Annotated in this window: 19 protein-coding genes; 2 read left to right on the forward strand and 17 right to left on the reverse strand. The window is 71.6% G+C overall.

Annotated features, from left to right (window positions below; all coding sequences use genetic code 11):
• From MR1_RS14245 to rsmA, 3 genes are all read right to left on the reverse strand, one after another.
• The coding region (locus tag MR1_RS14245; RefSeq protein WP_457920432.1) for a GHMP family kinase ATP-binding protein at positions 1 to 476 on the reverse strand (476 nt) is incomplete at its 3' end.
• A gap of 7 nt (positions 477 to 483) precedes the next feature.
• A complete protein-coding gene (gene mgrA, locus MR1_RS14250) occupies positions 484 to 1,548 on the reverse strand; it encodes an L-glyceraldehyde 3-phosphate reductase (RefSeq protein ID WP_067248197.1) in 1,065 nt (354 codons plus the stop codon).
• A gap of 130 nt (positions 1,549 to 1,678) precedes the next feature.
• Positions 1,679 to 2,521, reverse strand: coding sequence for a 16S rRNA (adenine(1518)-N(6)/adenine(1519)-N(6))-dimethyltransferase RsmA (gene rsmA, locus MR1_RS14255; protein WP_067248200.1), 843 nt, complete (start codon positions 2,519 to 2,521; stop codon positions 1,679 to 1,681).
• 64 nt (positions 2,522 to 2,585) lie between these two features.
• Between rsmA and MR1_RS14260 the strand changes: the two genes are divergently transcribed.
• A complete protein-coding gene (locus MR1_RS14260) occupies positions 2,586 to 3,887 on the forward strand; it encodes an MFS transporter (protein ID WP_255218164.1) in 1,302 nt (433 codons plus the stop codon).
• Between the two features lie 22 nt (positions 3,888 to 3,909).
• Here MR1_RS14260 and MR1_RS14265 read toward each other — a convergent pair whose 3' ends face one another.
• From MR1_RS14265 to rsmI, 11 genes are all read right to left on the reverse strand, one after another.
• The gene (locus MR1_RS14265; RefSeq protein ID WP_067248205.1) at positions 3,910 to 4,791 is read right to left on the reverse strand and encodes a TatD family hydrolase; all 882 of its coding nucleotides are present in this window, start codon (positions 4,789 to 4,791) and stop codon (positions 3,910 to 3,912) included.
• Positions 4,792 to 4,804: 13 nt separating this feature from the next.
• Positions 4,805 to 6,382, reverse strand: a complete 1,578-nt coding sequence (gene metG / locus MR1_RS14270; protein WP_067248207.1) for a methionine--tRNA ligase — start codon at positions 6,380 to 6,382, stop codon at positions 4,805 to 4,807.
• Between the two features lie 69 nt (positions 6,383 to 6,451).
• Entirely contained in the window at positions 6,452 to 7,102 is a 651-nt protein-coding gene (locus MR1_RS14275; protein ID WP_217996232.1) for a disulfide bond formation protein B, read from the reverse strand.
• Positions 7,099 to 7,257 carry a DUF5993 family protein gene (locus MR1_RS19850; protein WP_157518237.1) on the reverse strand — a complete coding sequence of 53 codons (159 nt, stop codon included), beginning with the start codon at positions 7,255 to 7,257 and terminating at the stop codon, positions 7,099 to 7,101. The genes MR1_RS14275 and MR1_RS19850 overlap by 4 nt, the downstream gene beginning before the upstream one ends.
• A gap of 100 nt (positions 7,258 to 7,357) precedes the next feature.
• Positions 7,358 to 8,533: a glycoside hydrolase family 1 protein gene (locus MR1_RS14280; protein WP_067248210.1), complete on the reverse strand. Its 1,176-nt coding sequence runs from the start codon at positions 8,531 to 8,533 to the stop codon at positions 7,358 to 7,360.
• 71 nt (positions 8,534 to 8,604) lie between these two features.
• Entirely contained in the window at positions 8,605 to 10,332 is a 1,728-nt protein-coding gene (locus MR1_RS14285; protein WP_067248212.1) for an ABC transporter ATP-binding protein, read from the reverse strand.
• Positions 10,329 to 11,243, reverse strand: a complete 915-nt coding sequence (locus tag MR1_RS14290; protein ID WP_067248214.1) for an ABC transporter permease — start codon at positions 11,241 to 11,243, stop codon at positions 10,329 to 10,331. Before MR1_RS14290 ends, MR1_RS14285 begins: the two co-directional genes overlap by 4 nt.
• A complete protein-coding gene (locus MR1_RS14295; protein ID WP_067248217.1) occupies positions 11,240 to 12,220 on the reverse strand; it encodes an ABC transporter permease in 981 nt (326 codons plus the stop codon). The genes MR1_RS14290 and MR1_RS14295 overlap by 4 nt, the downstream gene beginning before the upstream one ends.
• Positions 12,217 to 13,884, reverse strand: a complete 1,668-nt coding sequence (locus MR1_RS14300) for an ABC transporter substrate-binding protein (RefSeq protein ID WP_231820347.1) — start codon at positions 13,882 to 13,884, stop codon at positions 12,217 to 12,219. Before MR1_RS14300 ends, MR1_RS14295 begins: the two co-directional genes overlap by 4 nt.
• A gap of 144 nt (positions 13,885 to 14,028) precedes the next feature.
• Positions 14,029 to 15,144, reverse strand: a complete 1,116-nt coding sequence (locus MR1_RS14305; RefSeq protein ID WP_067248222.1) for a LacI family DNA-binding transcriptional regulator — start codon at positions 15,142 to 15,144, stop codon at positions 14,029 to 14,031.
• 86 nt (positions 15,145 to 15,230) lie between these two features.
• Entirely contained in the window at positions 15,231 to 16,052 is an 822-nt protein-coding gene (gene rsmI, locus MR1_RS14310) for a 16S rRNA (cytidine(1402)-2'-O)-methyltransferase (protein WP_067248225.1), read from the reverse strand.
• A gap of 22 nt (positions 16,053 to 16,074) precedes the next feature.
• On the opposite strand from rsmI, the gene MR1_RS14315 reads away from it, so the two are divergent.
• Positions 16,075 to 17,646 (forward strand): dolichyl-phosphate-mannose--protein mannosyltransferase, encoded by a 1,572-nt coding sequence (locus MR1_RS14315; protein WP_067248228.1) that lies wholly within the window; start codon positions 16,075 to 16,077, stop codon positions 17,644 to 17,646.
• Positions 17,647 to 17,767: 121 nt separating this feature from the next.
• On the opposite strand, the gene MR1_RS14320 is transcribed toward MR1_RS14315, so the two are convergent.
• The 3 genes from MR1_RS14320 to hisC are packed head-to-tail and all read right to left on the reverse strand — an operon-like array spanning position 17,768 to position 20,749.
• Positions 17,768 to 18,256: an Lrp/AsnC family transcriptional regulator gene (locus tag MR1_RS14320; protein WP_067248231.1), complete on the reverse strand. Its 489-nt coding sequence runs from the start codon at positions 18,254 to 18,256 to the stop codon at positions 17,768 to 17,770.
• A 1-nt stretch (position 18,257) separates the two neighbouring features.
• Positions 18,258 to 19,667 (reverse strand): amino acid permease, encoded by a 1,410-nt coding sequence (locus MR1_RS14325; RefSeq protein ID WP_067248234.1) that lies wholly within the window; start codon positions 19,665 to 19,667, stop codon positions 18,258 to 18,260.
• A complete protein-coding gene (gene hisC, locus MR1_RS14330) occupies positions 19,664 to 20,749 on the reverse strand; it encodes a histidinol-phosphate transaminase (protein ID WP_067248238.1) in 1,086 nt (361 codons plus the stop codon). The genes MR1_RS14325 and hisC overlap by 4 nt, the downstream gene beginning before the upstream one ends.
• Positions 20,750 to 21,120 lie beyond the last annotated feature (371 nt).

Genomic DNA, 21,120 nt, shown 5'->3' on the forward strand with positions numbered 1-21,120 from the left:
CGGCCGGTCCCGACCGCCGTGCCGCCGTGCAGGGCGAACGGGACGTCCGCGCCCAGCCGCGCGGCCAGCTCGTGCAGACGCGCGGTGCTGAGCCCCGTCTCCCACAGCGCGTCGCATGCGACGAGCGCCGCCGCCGCGTCGGCCGAGCCGCCGCCCATCCCCCCGGCCACTGGGACGCTCTTGTGCACCGCGAGGTGCACGCCGCCCTCGTATCCCGTCGCCGACGCCAGGAGCTTGGCCGCGCGCATGGCCAGGTTCCGGTCGTCCGTCGGCACGGACTCCGGGTCGGCCGTGCCCTCGACGGTGAGGTGGAAGCCGGGGGCGGCGGTCGCGACCACGTCCTCCGTGAGCGACACCGCCTGGAACACCGTGGCGAGCGCGTGGTAGCCGTCGTCGTGGCGTCCGCCGACGCCGAGGAAGAGGTTGATCTTCCCCGGCGCCCGCACGCGCACGGACGGGAGGGCGGCCGGGTTCATGATCGGCTCACAGCTCCGAGGAGCGCGCCCAGAGGTTCACGTCGATGCCCCCGGCGAGCTCGTCGATGCGCGACAGCTCCTCGTCCGTGAGCGGCGCGGCGTCCAACGCGGCGAGGTTCTCGTCGAGCTGCTCGGGCCGCGAGGCGCCGATCAGCGCGGACGCCACGACGTCGTCGCGCAGCACCCACTGCAGCGCGAGCTGGGCCAGGGACTGGCCCCGCTCGCGAGCGATGTCCGCGAGCGCACGCAGCGTCGTCAGCCCCTCCTCGCTCAGCGGGGCGTCGGGGAGCGAGCCGCGCTTCTGCGCCCGCTCCGCCGTGCCGTCCTGGAGGTACTTGCCGGTGAGCAGCCCCTGGGCGAGAGGTGTGAAGGCGATCGCGCCCATCCCCTCCTCGCGGAGGGTGTCCGTGAGACCGTCCTCGACCCAGCGATTGAGCATCGAGTAGGCGGGCTGGTGGATCACCAGCGGCGTCCCGAGGTCGCGGGCCACGTCGATCGCGGCCTCGGTGCGCTCGGCGCTGTACGAGGAGATCCCGACGTAGAGCGCCTTGCCCTGGCGGACCAGGGTGTCCAGCGCCCCGACGGTCTCCTCGACCGGCGTCACCGGATCGACCCGGTGCGAGTAGAAGATGTCGACGTAGTCGAGTCCCATCCGGGTCAGCGACTGCTCCGCGCTGGCGAGGATGTACTTCCGGCTGCCGAGGTCCCCGTAGGGGCCCGGCCACATGTCCCACCCGGCCTTGGACGAGATGATGAGCTCGTCCCGGTACGGGCGGAGGTCCTCGGCGAGGATGCGCCCGAAGTTCTTCTCCGCGGAGCCGTACGGGGGGCCGTAGTTGTTGGCGAGATCGAAGTGCGTGATCCCGCGGTCGAACGCGTGGCGCAGGAGCGCGCGCTGGTTGTCGAGCGGGATGTTGTCGCCGAAGTTCCACCACAGCCCCAGCGAGATCGCGGGCAGGTACAGCCCCGAGGAGCCGACCTGGCGGAACCGGGCGCGCTCGTACCGGTCCGGCGCGGCGGAGTACGGGCGGTGGACATCGGGCACGTCGGGGCGGAAACGCGAATCGGTCACGCTTGTCAGGGTAGCCCTCGCGCGCCGGCCGCAGGCTCCGGTTTCGGGGCGCATTCCCGGGTTTCGGGGCGCCTCCCGGTGCCGGCGAGCCCCATCCGGCGCCCCGAACCCGCGGATCGCGCCCCGGATCTCACGCCGCGGCGCGCGCGATGCGGTGGTAGTCGTCCACCGTCAGGTCCTCGCCGCGCGCCGTCGGGGCGACGCCCGCGGCCTCCAGCACGGCGGACGCCGCCGCCGAGCCGCCGAACATCCCGGACAACGCCTGGCGCAGCATCTTCCGCCGCTGGTTGAACGCGGCGTCCACGATCGCGAAGGTCCGCCGCCGCTCCTGCTCGGATCCGCGCGGCTCGGCGTCGCGCACGAACCCCACGAGCAGGCTGTCGACGTTCGGCACCGGCCAGAAGACCTGCCGCGACACCGTGCCGGCGAGGTGCCACGGGCCGTACCAGGCGGCCTTCACGCTGGGAGCGCCGTAGATCTTGGATCCCGGTTTCGCGGCGAGCCGCTCGGCGACCTCCGCCTGCACCATCACGACGCCCCGCCGGATCCGCTCGAAGGTCTCCAGGAAGTGCAGCAGGACCGGCACCGACACGTTGTACGGCAGGTTCGCGACGAGCACCGTCGGATCGCCGGGCAGCTCGGTGACGCGCAGGGCATCGGCGTCGACCACGGTCAGCGCGGCCTCGGGGACGCCGTGCGTCCGTGCCGTCTCGGGCAGATACGCCGCCAGGCGGTGATCGATCTCGACCGCGGTCACCGTCGCGCCGGCCTCCAGGATCGCGAGGGTCAGGGATCCGAGCCCCGGGCCGATCTCGACGACCGACTCCCCCTCGCGCACGTCCGCGGCCTGCACGATCTTCCGCACCGTGTTCGCGTCGACGACGAAGTTCTGCCCCAGCTTCTTCGTCGGGGTCACGTCGAGCTCGGCGGCCAGGCGGCGGATCTCGGTCGCACCGAGCAGGGTGACGGTCATCCCCCCATCATCCCGCATCCGCAGGGCGTTCCCGGTGTCCTCGCCCCGCCCTATGATCAAGCGGGTGACCACTCTCGGGGAGCTCATCGCACCGCGGCGGATGGGAACGGACTTCCGGTGGCTGCTGGCCTCCTCCTGGACGAGCAACGTCGGGGACGGGATCGCCCTGGCCGCCGCTCCCCTGCTCATCGCCTCGATGACGGACGCGCCGTTCCTCGTCGCGGCCGGCGCCATGCTCCAGTTCCTGCCCTGGCTGCTGTTCGGCCTGCACGCCGGGGCCATCGCCGACCGCTTCGACCGACGACGCCTCGTCATGGTCGCCAACGCCGCCCGCGGCGTCGTGGTCCTCGCCCTGGCGGTGTTCCTCCTCACCGGATCGGCCACGATCGGCATCGTCCTGGCCGCTGCGTTCCTCTACGGCACGGCGGAGGTGTTCGTGGACACCGCCGGCAGCACGCTGCTGCCCATGCTCGTCCGGAAGGCGGACCTCGGGATCGGCAACGCCCGCCTTCAGGCCGGGTTCCTGGTCGCGAACCAGTTCGCCGGGCCTCCCCTCGGCGCGTTCCTCTTCGCGCTGGGCGCGTTCTGGCCCTTCCTCGTGCAGGTGCTGTGCCTGGCCCTGGCGATCCTGCTCATCGCCCGGATCGCACGGACACCGGTGCCTCCCCGCCCCGACCAGGACGCCGCGGGAGCGGGAACGCCCCGGACGCGCGAACGGACGGCGGTGCACACCGACATCGCGGAGGGCATGCGCTGGCTCTGGCGCAACCCGCCCGTGCGCATGCTCGTGATCATCATCCTCGCCTTCAACGTCACCTGGGCGGCGCCGTGGGGCGTGCTCGTGCTGTACGCGACGGAGCACCTGAAGATGGGCGCGGTCGGCTATGGCGCGCTCACGACCGCGTCCGCCGCGGGCGGCCTGCTGGCGACCCTGAGCTTCGGCTGGCTGGAGCGGCACGTGTCGTTCGCGGCGCTGATGCGGATCTGCCTCTCGCTCGAGGTCGTGATGCACCTCGCCTTCGCCCTGACCACATCCGGCACCGTCGCCCTCGCGATCATGGTCGGGTTCGGGGCGTACGCGTTCGTGTGGGGGACGATCTCGACGACGGTCCGCCAGCGTCTGGTCCCGCACGAGCTGCAGGGACGAGTGGGGTCGGTCAACATGGTCGGGGTCTTCGCGGGCATGGTGATCGGCCAGGCCCTGGGCGGAACGATCGCGCAGTTCTGGGGACTGACGGCGCCGTGGTGGTTCGCCTTCGTCGGCGCCGCGATCACGCTGGCGCTCGTGTGGCGCCCCATCTCGCACATCGCCGCCGCGAAGCCGATCCCGGACGCCGAGCCGGCGGCGGAGCCCGACCCCGCCTGACGCGCCCGCGCCGGACGCGCGATCAGTCGAACGCGCCGTAGACCGCGCGGGTGTTCTCCGCGACCTGCGCGGCGAGCGCGTCCGGGTCCAGACCGAGCTCGGCGGCCATGAACCGCAGGGTGATCGGGATGAGGTACGGGGCGTTCGGGCGCCCGCGCAGCGGCACGGGCGCGAGGAACGGCGCATCGGTCTCGACGAGGATCCGGTCGAGAGGCGTCACCCGCAGGGCGTCGCGGAGGTTCTGCGCGTTCTTGAACGTCACGGTGCCGGCGAACGACAGGTAGTACCCCGCGTCGGCGCACGTCCGGGCCATCGCGTCGTCTCCGGAGAAGCAGTGGAACACCGTCCGCTCCGGCGCGCCCACCCGCGACAGCGTCGCGAGGACGTCGTCGTGCGCGTCGCGATCGTGGATCTGCATCGCCAGACGATGCTTCTTGGCCAGGGCGATGTGCGCCTCGAACGACGTGTGCTGCGCGGCGCGCCCGTCCTCGCCGGTCCGGAAGTAGTCGAGTCCGGTCTCGCCGATCGCCCGCGTCCGGGGATGCGCGGCGAGCTCGTCGATCACCGCGAGCGCCTCGTCGAGCCGTCCGTGCGCAGCATAGGTCGGCGCGTCGTTGGGGTGGATCGCGACCGCGGCGAGCACCCGCCGGTCCGCCTCGGCCGCCGCGACGGCCCAGCGCGACGACTCGATGTCGCCGGACGCCTGGACCACCCCGGCGATCCCCACGGCCTCGGCGCGATCGAGCTGCTCGGCGAGCGTGAGCGGGTCGTCCCCGTCCTCGATCTCCAGGTGGCAGTGGTTGTCGTAGACCGGGACCGCGAGCGGCTCCGGTGCGGGCGGGTAGCGCAGGTCCTTCCGGCCGTCCGCGGAGCGCTCACGGACGTAGGTGTCCGGATGCGTCATGTCCGTCGCCTCCTCAGGCCGTCGCCTCCACGCGCGGGAACAGCGGGGCGAGCGTCCGCACGCGCGTCTGCGCGGGCAGCTGGCCCCAGCGTCCGGCCTCGCGCACGGGCTGCGCCGTGAGGGGACCCAGTTCGGCCTCCGCGCCCAGCGCCTCCCACAGCGTCGCGGTGGACTGCGGCATCACCGGCGAGAGCAGCACGGCGAGGGCGCGCAGGCCCTCCGCGCAGGTGTACAGAACGGTGCCGAGACGCGCGCGCTGCGACTCGTCCTTCGCCAGGCTCCACGGCTCGTTCTCCGTGATGTAGCCGTTCAGCTCGTCCACGATGGTCCAGATCGCGCCGATCGCCTCGTCGATCCGGAAGCGCTCCATCGCGGCGTCCGCGTCCGCCGCGGCAGCGGCCACGACCTGCTGCACCGCGCGGTCCTGCTCCGTGTACTCCCCCGCCGCGGGGACGGCGCCGTCGAAGTACCGCTCGACCATCGCGACGGTGCGGGAGGCGAGGTTGCCGAAGCCGTTGGCGAGCTCGGACTGATACCGCGCCGACAGGTCCTCCCAGGAGAACGAGCCGTCCTGGCCGAAGGCGATCGCGGACAGGAAGTAGTACCGGTACGCGTCGGACCCGAAGACGTCGGTGATCTCCGTCGGCGCGATGCCGGTGAGCTTGGACTTCGACATCTTCTCGCCGCCGACGAGCAGCCAGCCGTGGGCGAAGACGCCGCGCGGCACGTCGAGGCCCGCCGCCATCAGCATGGCCGGCCAGATCACCGCGTGGAAGCGCAGGATGTCCTTGCCCACGACGTGGTAGCCGGGCCAGCGACGGCCGAACTGCTCCTCGTCGGTGCCGTAGCCCACCGCCGTGACGTAGTTCAGCAGGGCGTCCACCCACACGTAGATGACGTGCGAGGGATCCCACGGCAGGGGGATCCCCCAGTCGAACGTGGATCGGGAGATGGACAGGTCCTTGAGCCCCTGCGAGACGAAGGACACGACCTCGTTGCGCGCGGAGTCGGGGCGCACGAAGTCGGGCTCGGTCCGGTACAGCTCCAGGAGGCGGTCCTGGAACTCGCTGAGCTTGAAGAAGTAGTTCTTCTCCTGCAGCAGCTCCAGCGGCTTGGAGTGGATCGCACAGACCTTCAGCCCTTCGAAGGGACCCGTGCCGTCGACGATCTCGGACTCGGGCTTGAACTCCTCGCAGCCCACGCAGTACAGCGCCTCGTACTCGCCGGCGTAGATGTAGCCGCGGTCGTACAGCGCCTGGAAGAACTTCTGCACGTTGGTCTCGTGCCGCTCCTGCGTGGTGCGGATGAAGTCGTCGTTGGCGACGTCGAGCGTCTTCAACAGCGGGAACCAGCTCTCGCCGACCAGGCGGTCCACCCACTCCTGCGGGGTGACGCCGTTGGCGGCCGCGGCGCGCAGCATCTTCTGCCCGTGCTCGTCCGTGCCGGTGAGCATCCACGCGTCGTCCCCAGCCTGGCGGTGCCAGCGCGCGAGCGTGTCCACTGCCACGGAGGTGTAGCCGTGGCCGATGTGCGGCACGTCGGAGGGATAGTAGATCGGCGTGGTGATGTAGAACGATTCGCCTGCGGGCATGCCCTCGATTCTAGGCGGGACCGGCGACGCCCCCGCGCGGGTTACAGTCCGGGGGGCGTCGCGCGCCGGTCACCCCTCGAAGAGGCGATAGCCGGTCGGGTTGTCGGGGAGGTACCAGTTCCAGCCGGCCTCGGCGAACACGACCACCGCGTTGATCGCCACGGTCAACAGGAACAGCGCCACGACGGCCCAGACGAGGACGCGCGCCGCCCGCCCCGCCGGGGCGACCGGGACGACCCATCGGCCGAGCACCAGCATCGCCGCGCAGAACACCAGGACGACGGCGAAGCTCACCAGCGCCCACGTGTAGAGGTGCATCCCGAGGACCGCGGTCCCGTAGCCGGGATCCCCCGGCGCGATGTGCAGGAGCACCTGGCGCCCCGACATCGCCATCCCGAGCACCGCACCGAGGATCGCGATGCCGGATCCGGTCGCCAGGGTCGCGAGCGAGCTCGTCCCCCGCAGCGCCCGTGCGACGACGTACAGGGGCCCCAGGCAGGCGAGCATCATCGCCATCCGCTGCGTGATGCACAGCGGACACGGGAACTCGCCCTGGGCGAACTGGAACCAGAACATCGCCGTGCTGAGGATGCCGACGTACGCGGCGAGGAATCCCACGTGCGCCCAGAACGACAGCAGGCCGAGGACCCGCGGCGTCGCGACGCCGTCGTGCACCGTCCCGGCCTCCGGCCCCGCGGGCAGGGAGTGCGTCGCGCTCACAGGCTCACCCCCAGCGGATCCGTCACGTGGTGCAGGAACAGCGCCGTCGCCATACCGAAGGCGACGGCGACGAAGCACAGCACCACCCACGTCCGTCTCGCGCGCAACGCGGCGACCGCGGCGGCGAGGATCAGCAGGAAGACGATCGCGTCCATGGGACCTCCTCCCGCCACCCTGCCGCACTTCGGCGTCGCCGGCCACGCCCCGTAAGGGCTTTCCCTCACGGGAGAGGACGACCGCCCGCGCGAGACGGGATCAGTCGACGAGGCCGCCTCGGCGAGCGACGTCGCCGAGCCACGCGAGGCTGGGCTTCGGCGTGCGTGCGAAGGTCTCGTGGTCGAAGGCGATGAGCCCGAACGTCGGCCGGTAGCCGCTGGCCCACTCGTAGTTGTCCAGCGCGCTCCAGTGCTGGTAGCCGCGCACGTCGATCCCGTCGGAGATCGCCCGGTGCAGGCCCTCCAGCGCACCGCGCGTGTAGGCGATGCGGCGGTCGTCGTCGCCGGTCGCGATGCCGTTCTCCGTCACGAGCACGGGCACGCCGCCGGAGAGCTCCCACGCGCTGCGCACACCGAGCTCCAACGCGTCCGGGAAGAACTCCCAGCCCGTGAGCGTCGTCTCCACGTCCGCCGACACCGGCACGGGCCCCTCCGGCCCGATGAACGTGCGCGTGTACGCCTGCACCCCGACGAAGTCGTCGCCCGCCGACTGCTCCAGGTACCAGAAGTCCCGCGGATGCCCGTACTCGTGGAGCATCTCGTCCGCGCCCGGCTCGCCCGTCGAGTGGAACGCCTGGGTGGCGATCGTCCATCCCGCCCGGATCCCCCGCACGGTGTGCAGGATCTCGGACGCGCGCCGATGCGCGGCCAGCAGCGTGTCCGCGACGCCCAGGTCGGGCTTCGGAAGGCCGTGCGCCACGAGGTTGGCGGCGTCCTCCCCTCCCGCGAGCATGGCCGCGATGTTGGGCTCGTTGATCGTGCAGACGTACTCGACGCCGTCCAGGATCGGCAGCACCGTCTCCGTGTACCGGGCGAACAGATCCACGGCGTCGGCCGCACGCCAGAAGCCGTCCTCCTGGAACCACCGCGGCACGGTGAAGTGCATCAGCGTGACCGTGGGATCGAGGCCGTGCTCCCGCGCGGTGTCGATCATGCGCCGGTAGTGGTCGATCATGGCCCGGGACACGAAGCCGCGCTCCGGCTCGATGCGCGCCCACTCGACCGAGAAGCGGTACGAGTTCAACCCCGCCTCGGCGAGCAGCCTCATGTCCTCCGGGTACCGGTGGAAATGGTCGGCCGCGTCGCCGGAGGGCTCCACCATCGTGGTGCCCGGCGCATGCTCCATGACCCACCAGTTGCTGGCGATGTTGTTCCCCTCCACCTGATGGGCCGCCGTGGCGGCTCCCCAGAGAAAACCATCGGGGAATGCGAGCACGAGTGCTCCCTTCTTGTCGTCTTCTTGTCGTTTCGTTGCGGTTCGGTGTCGGCGCGCGCGGCGCCGCCGGTTCAGCGGGCGCGCGCCGGGTTGGGCACGGCGTCGAGGAGCTCGACGGTGTACGGGTCCTCCGGGTGGCGGAGCACCTGGGCGGTCTCGCCGCGCTCGACGACCCGGCCGCGGTTGAGCACGAGGATGTTCTCGGTGACCAGCCGTGCGCTCAGCAGGTCGTGGGTGATGTAGAGCATGCTGATCCCCCAGCGCTCGCGCAGATCCTCCAGCAGCGCCAGCACCCCGGCGCGGAGGGACACGTCCAGCATCGACACGGGCTCGTCCGCGATGAGCACCTGCGGGTCGCTCGCGAGCGCCCGCGCGATCACGACGCGCTGGCGCTGGCCGCCGGACAGCTGATGCGGGAGCTTCGCCGCGAACTGCTCCACCGGCGTCAGGCCCACGGTCTCCAGCAGCTCCAGGACGCGCGCCCGCGCCTCGCGCCCGCGGAGCCCGGTGTAGTTCACCACGGGACGGGTCAGCGCGTACTCCACCGTATGCAGCGGGTTCAGCGCCGCGTACGGGTCCTGGAACACCATCTGCACGTCCTTGCGGAGGTCGCGAAGGCCCCGTCGCCGGAGGGCCGGGACGTCCACGTCGCCGAAGCGGATCGCACCCGCCGTCGGGCGCTCCACCCCGGTGATCAGCTTCGCCAGCGTGGACTTCCCGGATCCGGACGCGCCCACCAGGGCGAGCGCCTCCCCCGGCTCCAGCCGGAACGAGACGTCGTCCACGGCGGTCACCGGGCGCTCGCCGCGGCGGGGCGCCGGATAGACCTTGGACACGCCGTCGACGACGATGGCCGCGTCGGCCCGGCGGGTGGTGCGCGCGGACACGGTCGGCACGGTCTCGGTCACGTCCGTGCGCGCCTTGCCCTCGCGCTGGCGGGTGCCGAGGTCGACGAAGCCGGGGATCGAGATCGACTCGGCGCGCGGGTCGGCGTAGTGGCTCAGCAGCATCCGCGTGTACTCGTCCTGCGGCCGCTCCAGGATGTCCCGGCTCGGCGCGTCCTCGACGATGCGTCCCTCGTGCATCACCATCACGCGGTCCGTCGCCTCCAGCACGATGCCGAGGTCGTGGCTGATGAGGATCGCGGTGAACCCCTCCGTGCGCTGCAGCGACCGGATCGTGTCCATCACCGCGTGCTGGACGAGCACGTCGAGCGCCGTCGTCGGCTCGTCGAACACCATGAGCTGCGGCTCGAGGGACAGCGCGATCGCGATCGACGCGCGCTGCCGCATGCCCCCGGACAGCTCGCTCGGGTAGCGCGCCAGCACCTCCGGCCCGAGCCCGACCTTGCCGACGAGCTCCCGCATCCGCTCGTCGCGGCGTTCGCGCGGGACGTGGTCATGGGCCGCGAAGACGTCGGCGAAATGCGAGCGGATCGTCCGCACCGGGTTCAGCGCGTTCATCCCGGACTGCAGCACCATGGCGAAGCCGCCCTGCCGCTGGCGGCGCAGCTGCTCCGCATCGAGCTCCCGGATGTCGCGACCGCCGAACAGGATCCGTCCCCCGCTGATGCGCGCCGGCGGCTTCTGCAGGCGGGTGAGCGCGAAGCCGAGCGTGGACTTGCCGGATCCCGACTCGCCGACGAGGCCGACGAACTCGCCGCGGCGCAGGGTGAAGGAGACGTCCTCGACGGCCCGCACGGGGGCGAGCCCCGGCGACGCGTACTCCACGGACAGCTCCCGGACGTCGAGGAGGACCTCGGGTTCCGCCGGCGTCGACGCGGTCGTCGTCGCGTTCATCGGCCCTTCCCTTCCCGCAGGCGCGGATTCGAGATGCCGTCCACGCCGAAGTTGATGAGTGTGAGGCTGAGCGCCAGCAGCGCGATGCACAGGCCGGGCGCGAACAGGAGCAGCCACTGTCCGGTCAGCAGCGAGTTGGAGTTCTGGGCCCAGTAGAGCATCGTGCCCCAGCTCACGATGCTGGAGTCGCCGAGGCCGAGGAACTCCAGGCCCGCCTCCGCGAGGATCGCCGCCGTCGCCGCCCCGAAGAGCGTGCCGGCGATGATCGAGGTCATGTTCGGCAGGATCTCCCGGAACACGATCCGTGCGGGACTGTCGCCGGAGAACTGCGCGGAGGCGACGAAGTCCCTGCCCCGCAGCGACTGGGTCTGGCTGCGCAGCACCCGCGCGCCCCACGCCCAGCCGGTCACCACGATCACCGCGACGATCATGAGGATCCCGCCGTTCTGGAGGTACGCGGCGATCACGATCATGAGCGGAAGGCCCGGGATGACGAGGAACAGGTTCACCACGAACCCGACCGCCTCGCCCGCGAAGCCGCGAAGGTAGCCCCAGCTCAGTCCGATCAGCACGGCGACGACCGTGGAGAGGATCCCCGCCGCGAAGCCGACGAGCAGGCTGATCTGCGCGCCGTGGATGAGCTGGCTGAGCACGTCCTCGCCCGCCGCCGTCGTCCCGAGCCAGTGCGCGGCGGACGCGTCGGCGTTGCGCTCGAACGAGGTGTCCTTCGGGTCGTACGGCGCCAGCAGCGGCGCGAACACGGCGACGAGGACGAAGAAGGCGAGGATGCACAGGCCCAGCCGCGCCTTGCCGTTGCCCCACAGCGTGCCGACCATCCGGCCGAGGGAGCGCCAGCGGCTCGGCGACGCGATCGTCGTCGGAGGCGTCTTGAGGTTCATCGTGGTGGTCATCGGCGGGTCCTTGGGTCCAGCACGCCGTACAGGATGTCGACGAGGAAGTTGGCGACGAGCACGCTGACCGTGATCATCAGGAACAGCGCCTGCATGAGCGGGTAGTCCTGCCCGATCACGGCGTTGAACAGCAGGTACCCGATGCCGGGGTACCCGAAGACCTGCTCCACCAGGATCGAGCCGCCCACGACGCCGCCGAGGGTGAGCCCGAACCCGGTGAGGTTCGGCAGGATGGCGTTGCGCGCTGCGTACCGCAGGGCGATGGTGCGTCCCTTCAGCCCGTTGGCCTCGGCGAAGGTGACGTAGTCGTCGCCGAGGGTGTTGATCATCGCGTTGCGCATCCCGATGATCCAGCCGCCGAGCGACGTCAGCAGGATCGTGAGCGCGGGGAGCGTCGCGTGCCGGAGGAGGTCGGCGAGGAACTCCCCCGTGAAGCCCGGCGTGGTCGTCGCCGCATACGCCCCCGTCGTCGGGAACCAGTGCAGCACGTAGCCGAGGAAGAACAGCAGCAGCAGCGCGGTCCAGAAGTACGGGAAGGTGCTGAGGAACGAGCCGGTCAGCGTCGGCAGCGAGTCCAGCCACGTGCCCCGCCTCCAGGCGGCGGCGACGCCGATGAGCGTGCCGATCACGAACGCGAGGATCGTGACGATGCCGACCAGGCCGATCGTGTACGGCAGGGCCGTGGACACCATGCTCGCCACGCTCTGCGGATAGAACGTGTAGGAGACCCCGAAGTCGAGACGCACGACCTGCCCCAGGTAGGCGACGTACTGGTCCCACAGCGAGCCGCTCGGCACGCCCAGCTGCGCCTCGATGGCGGCGCGCGTGGCCTCGGACACCGGGCCGTTCTGCGACAGCTTCGCGATCGCGGCGTCCGCCGGCGAACCGGGCATCAGCCGCGGCAGGAAGAAGTTCAGCGTGACCGCCGCCCACAGCGTGAGGACGAACAGCCCGAGCTTCTGCAGCAGATATCTCATTCGCCCGCCTCCTCGTCCGTGCGCTGGAGGCGCGTGAAGATCATCAGCGGCGCCGAGTCATAGTTCTGCGGGATCATGTACGGGTCCTCCGCGGACGGCCAGCCGGTGAACTTCGCGTCGTTGAACAGCCCCCAGATGCCGCCGTAGTACATCCCGATCACGGGGAGCTCGTCGTAGACGATGCCCTGCAGCTCCCGGACGATCTCGGCCTGCCTGCCCTCGTCCACCGTGGAGCGGTACTCGGCGAGCAGCGCGTCGGCGCGGTCGGAGCGGTAGCGCTGGAAGTTGTTGGACGTCGCCTCCCCGGTCGGGACGTAGAAGTCGCTGGACAGGAGGCTGTTGAACGCCTGGAACACATCGCCGTTGCCCATGCCGCCGATCGCCATCTCGAAGTCGCCGTTGCTGATCGCGCTCTGGTAGCCGGCCGGCTGCGGCAGGACGAGCTTCACGGTGATCCCGACCTCGTCGAGCTGGCGCTGCACCGCCTGCGCCGCGCGGGTCCAGTCCGAGTAGCCGTTGGCCGTGGTGAGCGAGAACTCCAGCGGGCTGCCGTCCTGGCCGACGAGACGGTCGCCCTGGAGGGTGTAGCCGGACGCGGCGAAGGCGGCGAGCGCGGCCTCCCGGTCCTGGGCGATCATCCCCTGATCCGGGATCGACGGATCCAGGTACTCCTCCTGGTTCGGCAGGATCAGGCCGGTCTGCCCCGCCGCCTGCATGTACCCCTCGGACGCCGTCTCCGCGATGGCCTCACGGTCCAGCGCGAGGGAGATGCCCCGGCGGACGTTCACGTCGTCGAAGGGCGCCTTCTCCAGGTTCGGCATGAGCGAGATCACTCCGCCCGCGGGGAACCACCACTGGTTGTGCGGGCTCGCCGCGCCCCACGTGCCCTCGATGTCGGACATGAACGAGTAGGCCCAGTCGTACCCGCGGGAGACGGTGTCGAGCTGGGTGTTCGTGGACGGCAGCAGCACGTGCTCGATCTGCACCTTGTCGGCCTGCCAATAGCCGTCGTACTTGTCCATCGAGTACTGCTGGTCGTTGTAGTTGCCGAGGACGAACGGCCCGGTGCCGACCGGCTCCTCGTTGCGCCACGTTCCCGGGTCCTTCACCTCGGACCAGATGTGCTCGGGAACGATGAGGGTCTGCCCGATGATCGACAGCGAGGGCGCGTCCTCGCTCTTCAGCCGGAACGTCACCGTGTCGCCCGAGGTCTCGATCGTGTCGATGTGCTGCCACGCCCCCTTGATGTCCAGGGACGGGGTGTCCTTCAGCATCTGGAACGTGAAGGCGACGTCGTCCGCCGTGAACGGCGTGCCGTCGCTCCACTCGACCCCCTCGCGCAGGGTCATCACGATGGTGCGCGCGTCGGGCTGGGCCCAGTCCGTGGCCAGCCAGGGGTTGCGCGCGCCGTCGAGCGGGTTGATCAGGATCAGCGGCTCGTAGATCCATCGCGACGCCGTGCGCGTGTTGGTCAGGTACGGGTTGAAGTTGCGGGTGAACAGCGGGTTCCCGTGATCGGCGTTGATGAGCATCGTGTCGTCGCCGATCGAGGGATCCGGCTGCGACGTGATCTGGATGCTGCACCCGCTGAGGGCGAGCGCGGCGGCCGCGAGACCGGCGGCGGCGATGCGCCTCCAGCGTCCGCTCCTGTGCGTCTGTGTCACGGTGTGACCCCATGTCGTCTCTGTCATCAGGGCCTCCCGAAGCTCGGGGGCCTGCGCGGCGTCCCTGCCGCGCCCTCTGATTGTAAGCGCATACATTTGACGATCACAACCCCCTCCGCCCGGGCGGGCCCGAGTCGGCGGTGTTCAGGCCGGAGGCAGGGAGCTTGCGCGCAGCACGATCTCGACGGGCAGCCGGACCGACATCGGCGCGGCGTCGCGATCCTCCAGGCGCCGTGCGAGGACCTGCACCGCGGCTCGGCCGAGCTCGATCATCGGCTGGCGCACGGTGGTCAGTCGCGGCGAGGCATGCGCGGCGGCGTCGATGCCGTCGAAGCCGGTGACGACGAGGTCCTCCGGAACCCGGATCCCGGCGTCGCGGAAGCCGTCGAGCGCCCCCAGCGCCATCTGGTCGTTGGACGACATCAGCGCCGGGGGCAGTCCGCTCGCCCGCAGCTCGTCGGCGACACGCCGGCCCGAGGCCCGGGTGAAGTCGCCGCGCAGCACGCGGACCTCGTCGATCGCGATGCCGGCGTCCGCGACCGCGCGTGCGAACCCGGTCCACCGCTCCGCGCTGTCCGGGGAGTCCGCCGGCCCCGCGACGTACGCCGGCGCCCGCCCACCGGTCCGCGCCAGCACGTGGCGCGTCAGTTCGGCCATCGCCTCGGTGTTGCTGACGGTGACGTGGTCGAAGCGGTCACCGTGCGCCGGCCCCGACAGCACGACCACCGGGATTCGCTGCGCGAGGTGGTCGAGCTCGTCGTCCGGCACGCTGGAGGCGAGGACCACCAGGCCGTCCACGCGCCCGGCCATGTCGCGCACCGTCGAGCGGACGGGATCGTCCCGGCCGACCCCCACCATGAGGACGAATCCCTGCCGCCAAGCTTCGAGCTCCGCGCCGCGGAGCACCTCGTCCATGAACAGCATGGATCCCTGCGCGTCCTCGGGCCCGGCCGCGTCCTCCGGCTCCCGCACCACCGTGAAGGGCGGCGCCGGCGAGGCGTCGCCCGCGAGAGCGTCGAAGTCCAGCACCTCGTCGACCGCGTCGAAACCCGGGAAGTACAGGCCGAGCACGCCGGTGCGCCGTTCGGCGAGCCCGCGGGCGCTGCCGCTCGGGACGTAGCCGAGCGCGGCGATCGCCGCATGCACGCGGTCGCGGGTCGCCGGACGCACCGCATCGGGCAGGCGAAGGACCCGGGAGACCGTCGCGATGGACACGCCCGCGTGCTCGGCGACGTCGTACACGGTCGGCGTCTTCGCCATCCGGCGCTCCTTCCGATGGCTCCGGTCTGCGGATGTCCCCAGGCTAACCGGCCAGCCGCAGGCCGGTTCGCCGAGCACCGCCTCGCTCAGCGGCCACGGGCGGCGAGCGCCGCCTGGTAGAGCTCCCGCGAGGACAGCCCCGTCTGCGCGGCGACCTCGGCCGCGGCCTCCTTGAGCCGGACGCCGCCGGCGACGAGGTCCTGCACCTGCGCCAGCGCGTCGTCGGGCGACACCGAGCGCTCCGGCGCGCCCTCCACGACGACGACGATCTCGCCCTTCACGCCCGCGGCGGCCCAGGCGGCCAGCTCGCGGGCCGTGCCGCGCCGGACCTCCTCGTACAGCTTGGTGAGCTCGCGGCACACGGCGATGCGGCGGTCGTCGCCGAACGCGTCGCCCATGTCGGCGAGCGTCGCCGCCAGCCGGGACGGGGACTCGAAGAAGATCAGCGTGCGCGCCTCGGCGGCGAGGGCGCGCAGCGCACGGGCGCGCTCCGCGGCCTTGCGGGGCAGGAAGCCCTCGAACGCGAACCGGTCCGTGGGCAGCCCCGACACCGCGAGCGCGGTGACGACGGCGCTCGGCCCAGGGATCGAGGTGACCGTCACGCCCTGCTCGACCGCCGCGGCCACGAGACCGTACCCCGGGTCGCTGACGGTCGGCATCCCCGCATCGCTGAGCACGACGAGGTCCTCGTCCGCGGCGATCGCCGCCAGCTCCGCGGCCCTCGCCTTCTCGTTGTGATCGTGCAGGGCGATCAGGCGGGGCCGGTTGCCGATGCCCAGCGCGTGGAGCAGCCGCTGCGTCGTCCGGGTGTCCTCGGCGGCGACCACCACGGCGTTCTCCAGCACCTCGATCAGACGCGCCGAGGCGTCGCCGAGATTCCCGATCGGGGTCGCCGCGAGGATCAGCACCTGCCCAGCATAGGCTGGGCGGGTGACCGCGCCTCTGCTTCCCTCCGTCGACCTGCGGCCGACCGCCTGGGAGCGGGTGCGCGCCTCCTGGATGCTGGAGCCGGGCCGCCGCCGTCTGATGACGTGGCTCGCGCCGCTGGTGCTGACGCTGTTCGCCGGGATCCTTCGCTTCGCGAACCTCGGCCACCCCCACTCGCTCGCCTTCGACGAGACGTACTACGTCAAGGACGCCTGGTCGCTGTGGGTGCAGGGGTACGAGGGGGTCTGGCGGGATGCCGACGGAGCCACCGCGAACGAGCTGTTCGCGCGGGGCGACACCACCGCGCTCCAGACCGACACGAGCTTCGTCGTGCATCCGCCGCTGGGCAAATGGATCGTCGCGCTGGGACTGGGCCTGCTCGGGCCGGGCTCCAGCGCGGGCTGGCGGCTCATGACGGCGGTGCTCGGCACGCTCTCCGTGCTGCTGGTCTACCTCATCGCCCGCGAGCTGTCCCGCTCGATCGCCGTCGCCTCGCTCGCCGGGCTGTTCCTGGCCGTGGACGGGCTCGGGATCGTGCTCAGCAGGATCGCGCTGCTCGACGGGATCCTCACGTTCTTCGTCCTTCTGGGGTTCCTCTTCGTGCTCCTCGACCGGCGCCGGACGATGCACCGCCTCCAGGACCCGCGCACGCACGCCCGCGACGACGCCCCGCCCCTCTGGGGACGCGTGCTGTGGCGGCGCCCCTGGATCGTCGCCGCCGGGCTCGCCCTCGGCGCGGCGACGGCGGTGAAATGGTCGGGTCTGTACGCCCTGGCGGCGCTCGGACTGTACCTCGTCGTCACCGACGCCCTCGCCCGCCGCCGCGCCGGCGTGGTGCTCTGGCCCACGGATGCGGCGCTGCGGCAGGGGCCGGTGTCGTTCCTGCTCCTCGTCCCCCCGGCCCTGGTCGTGTACCTCGCGTCGTGGGCCGGGTGGTTCGCGAGCACCGGCGGCTACGACCGGCGGATCGATCCGAATCCGTTCGTCGGACTGTGGAAGTACCACGAGGCGATCATGGGGTTCCACGTCTCGCTCACCAGCGGGCACCCGTACGCCAGCCCCGCATGGCAGTGGCCGCTGCTGCTGCGTCCGACGGCCGTGTGGGTCGGCGGGCGGGACGCGCCGTGCCCCGGATCGGACGACTGCATCGCGACGATCTCGACCATCCCGAACCCGCTGCTGTGGTACCTGGGCGTGGCGGCGGCGCTGTACCTGCTGTTCCGGTTCGTGCGCGGTCTGGGTGAGGGGCGGCCGATGCCCTGGTCGTTCGCGATCCCGCTGGTCGGGCTCGCGGCGACGTACCTGCCGTGGCTGCTCGTCCCGGGCCGCACGATCTTCCAGTTCTACACGGTGGCGATGGCGCCCTTCCTCATCCTCGCCCTCGTGCTGACGCTGCGGGAGATCGCCGGGTCGCCGGATGCCCCGCGACACCGCCGGCAGGCTGGCCAGCGCACGGTGCTCGTCGTCGTGGTCGCGGTGCTGCTGGTGTCCGCGTTCTTCTATCCGCTGTGGACCGGCATGGCCGTGCCCTACGACTTCTGGCTCCTGCACAACTGGATGCCGAGCTGGGTCTGATCCGCCCGCACGCCGGGGCGATGTGTCCCGATCTGCACACATCGCCCCGATCTGCACAGGATCCCTGCGGATCCGTGTGCAGATCGGGACTCGATGTGCGGATCGGACCGATGGCGAGGCGCTAGACCGAGGCCCCCGGGCCCCCGGCGACGTGATCCACCAGCGGCAGCGTGCGGTTGGACAGGTGCGTGCGCATCGCGATCGACGACGCCGTCCGCGCGACCCCCGGGACCAGTGCCACGCGGTCCAGCACGTCCTGGAGCTGCTCCGCGTCGTGGGCGGCGAGGCGCAGCTGCATGTCGCTGGCCCCCGTGACGGTGTACATGTCGATGATCTCCGGCACCGCGTCCGCCAGCGCCGCCGCCACCTCGTCGTGACCGATCTTCTGATCGATCTCCACCAGGCAGAACGCGACCAGTCCGTAGCCGAAGCCGCCCGGATCGACACGGGGCACGATCCCCTCGATCACGCCGGCCTCGTGCAGCCGCGCCAGGCGGCTGGTCACCGTCCCGCGGGCGACGCCCAGCCGACGCGCGCACTCCAGCACGGGCAGCTGCGGCGTCTCGGTGAGCAGGCGGATGAGGTCGGCGTCGAGCCGGTCGATGCGCACGTCACGCCCCGTCGGCGTCGGTCTCGCGCAGCACGCCCGGGCGCGAGATCCCGCGGGTGAGCCGCGCGATCACGAGGAGCGCCACCGTGAGGCCCAGGGTGAGCAGCAGCTGCGTGCGCGCGGCCGCATCGGTCATCGCCAGCACGATCACCCCGACCAGCAGGGCCAGGCAGAGCCACGAGAGCCACGGGAAGCCCCACATCCGCACCGGCATGTCCTCGCCCGCGCGGTCCGCGCGACGGCGCAGCACGATCTGCGCGACGGCCGTCGAGATCCAGATCACCAGCAGCGTGGACCCCACGACGTTCAGCAGGGCCGGGAGCACCACGTCGGGGAAAGCCCAGTTCAATCCGACGGTCACGAAGCCGAACGCGACCGAGGCGAGCACGGCCACCCGGGGAACGCCCGCCGCGCTCGTGCGCGTGACGATCTGCGGGGCGAGCCCGCGCTCGCCGAGCGAGAACGCCATCCGCGAGGCGCCGTAGATGTTGGCGTTCATCGCCGACAGCAGCGCGACGACGACGATCACCGACATCACCAGGTCCACGCCGGGCACCCGGATCGTCGCCAGGACGGCGGAGAACGGGCCTTCCTTCACCGCGGGGTCGTTCCAGGGCAGGACCGTCACGATCACGAAGATCGACCCGAGGTAGAAGACCAGGATGCGCACCATCACCTCGCGCACGATGCGCCGGATGTTGCGGGCCGGGTCGTCGGACTCGGCCGCCGCGATCGCGACGACCTCGGTGCCCCCGAAGGCGAACACGACGATCAGCAGCGCGGCCGCGACACCGGCGACGCCCGCAGGAGCGAAGCCGCCGTGAGCCACGAGGTTGCCGATGCCGGTCGCGGGCACGCCGGGGATCAGGCCCAGGATCGCGCACACCCCCACCACGAGGAAGGCGATGATCGCGATGACCTTGACGGCCGCGAACCAGAACTCGAAACGGCCGTAGTTGCGCACGCCGAAGAGGTTGACCGCGGTCAGGGCGGCGACGAACACGAGCACCCAGACCCAGGCCGGGACGCCCGGCACCCATCCGGCCACGATGCCGGCCGCGCCGGTCGCCTCCGCGGCGATCACGACGATGAGCTGGATCCAGTAGAGCCATCCGACCGCGCTTCCCGCGCTGCGTCCGAGGGCCCGCTGGGCGTAGGAGCTGAACGCCCCCGAGCTCGGACGCGCGGCCACCATCTCCGCGAGCATGGCCATGACGAGCACGACGATGGCGCCGCCGACGAAGTACGAGATCAGCACCGCCGGCCCGGCGATCCCGATCGCCTGCCCGGACCCGACGAACAGGCCGGCGCCGATCGCCCCGCCCAGACCCATCATGGAGATCTGGCGGCGGGTGAGGCCGGGCTGGAGGCCGCGGGTCGTGGTGGTGACGACGGGGACCTCGGCGCTCATGCGCGCACCCCCTCGACGGCGCGGGCGGCCAGCGCGGCGGCGACGCGGTCGACGTCCTCCCCCGATCCGGAGGAGATCCGCACCCCCTCCCCGGCGAACGTCCGGGCCACGACCCCGCCCGCGGTCAGCAGCTCGTCGAGCTCCGCGGCGCGGTCACCCGCCGGGACCCAGACGAAGTTGGCCTCGGAGGCGACGGCGGGCCAGCCCGCATCGCGGAGCATCCCGGCCAGCCGGTCGCGCTGCGCGACGACCTCGTCGATCCGGACCGCCAGCTCCGCCTCGGCGTCGAGCGACGCCAGGGCCGCCGCCTGCGCGAGGTCGGTCACGCCGAACGGCACGGCGACCTTGCGCTGGTCGTCCGCGACGGAGACCGGCGAGATCGCGTAGCCGATGCGCAGCCCCGCCAGACCGTACGCCTTCGAGAAGGTGTGGAGGACGGCCACGTGCGGGTAGCGCCGGAAGAGGTCGATCCCGAGACCCCGGGCCTCGCCGTCGACGCGCGCGGTGCGGTCGAAGTGGACGTACGCCTCGTCGACGACGACGAGCACGTCGCGCGGGACGGCGTCCACGAACCGCTCCAGCTCCGCGGCCGTCACGACGGTGCCGGTGGGGTTGTTCGGGTTGCAGACGAAGACGAGGCGCGTCCGGTCGGTGATCGCCGCGCGCATCGCGTCGAGATCGTGGCGGTGGTCGGCGTCGAGCGGCACGGGGACGGGCGTCGCCCCCGCGATGCGCACGAGGGACGGATAGGCCTCGAAGGAGCGCCAGGCGAAGACCACCTCGTCGCCTTCGCCGGCGACGGCGTGGATGAGCTGCGCTGCGAGCTCGACCGAGCCTGCGCCGACCGTGACCGAGCGCGGGTCCACGTCGTAGCGCCGCGCGAGGCGGTCGATCAGCGCGGCCGCGCTCATGTCCGGATAGCGGTGCAGTGCGGTGAGGCGCTCGCGGACCGCCTCCACCACAGAGGGCAGCGGAGGGTGCGGCGACTCGTTCGAGGAGAGCTTCGACGCACCGGCCGGGGCGGAGCGCCCCTGGCGGTACGCGGGCACGTGCGCGAGCGCGGGGCGCGAGGGGAGGGTCATCGTCAGAGCGTCCTTGCTGTGAGGGGTGGCGACCGGATCACCGGCACGTTGCGACACCCTAGGACGGATCGGTCCGATGAGGCAATCGGTTCAGCCATCCTTGCGCACGGCGCGCAGTCGCACCGGCTTCTCCGCATCGACACTGAACAGACTGCACAGTCCTTTCGCCTTCTTCCGGCGATCCGACGGGTGGCCCCGACCTCGCGCCGGCCCCGAGCCGACGTCGGGCCGACGTCGCGCGGAACGCCCCTCAGCGCGTCCGGGCGATCGCCGACGGGTCGGACACCGGCAGGCGGCAGACGAAGGACCGGCAGTCGAACGCGACCCCGCCCGCTCCGCCCGCATCGGGCGACGCCGCCTTGCCGTCGAAC

The organism is Microbacterium resistens NBRC 103078, from assembly GCF_001552355.1.
Classification (GTDB): Bacteria; Actinomycetota; Actinomycetes; order Actinomycetales; family Microbacteriaceae; genus Microbacterium; species Microbacterium resistens.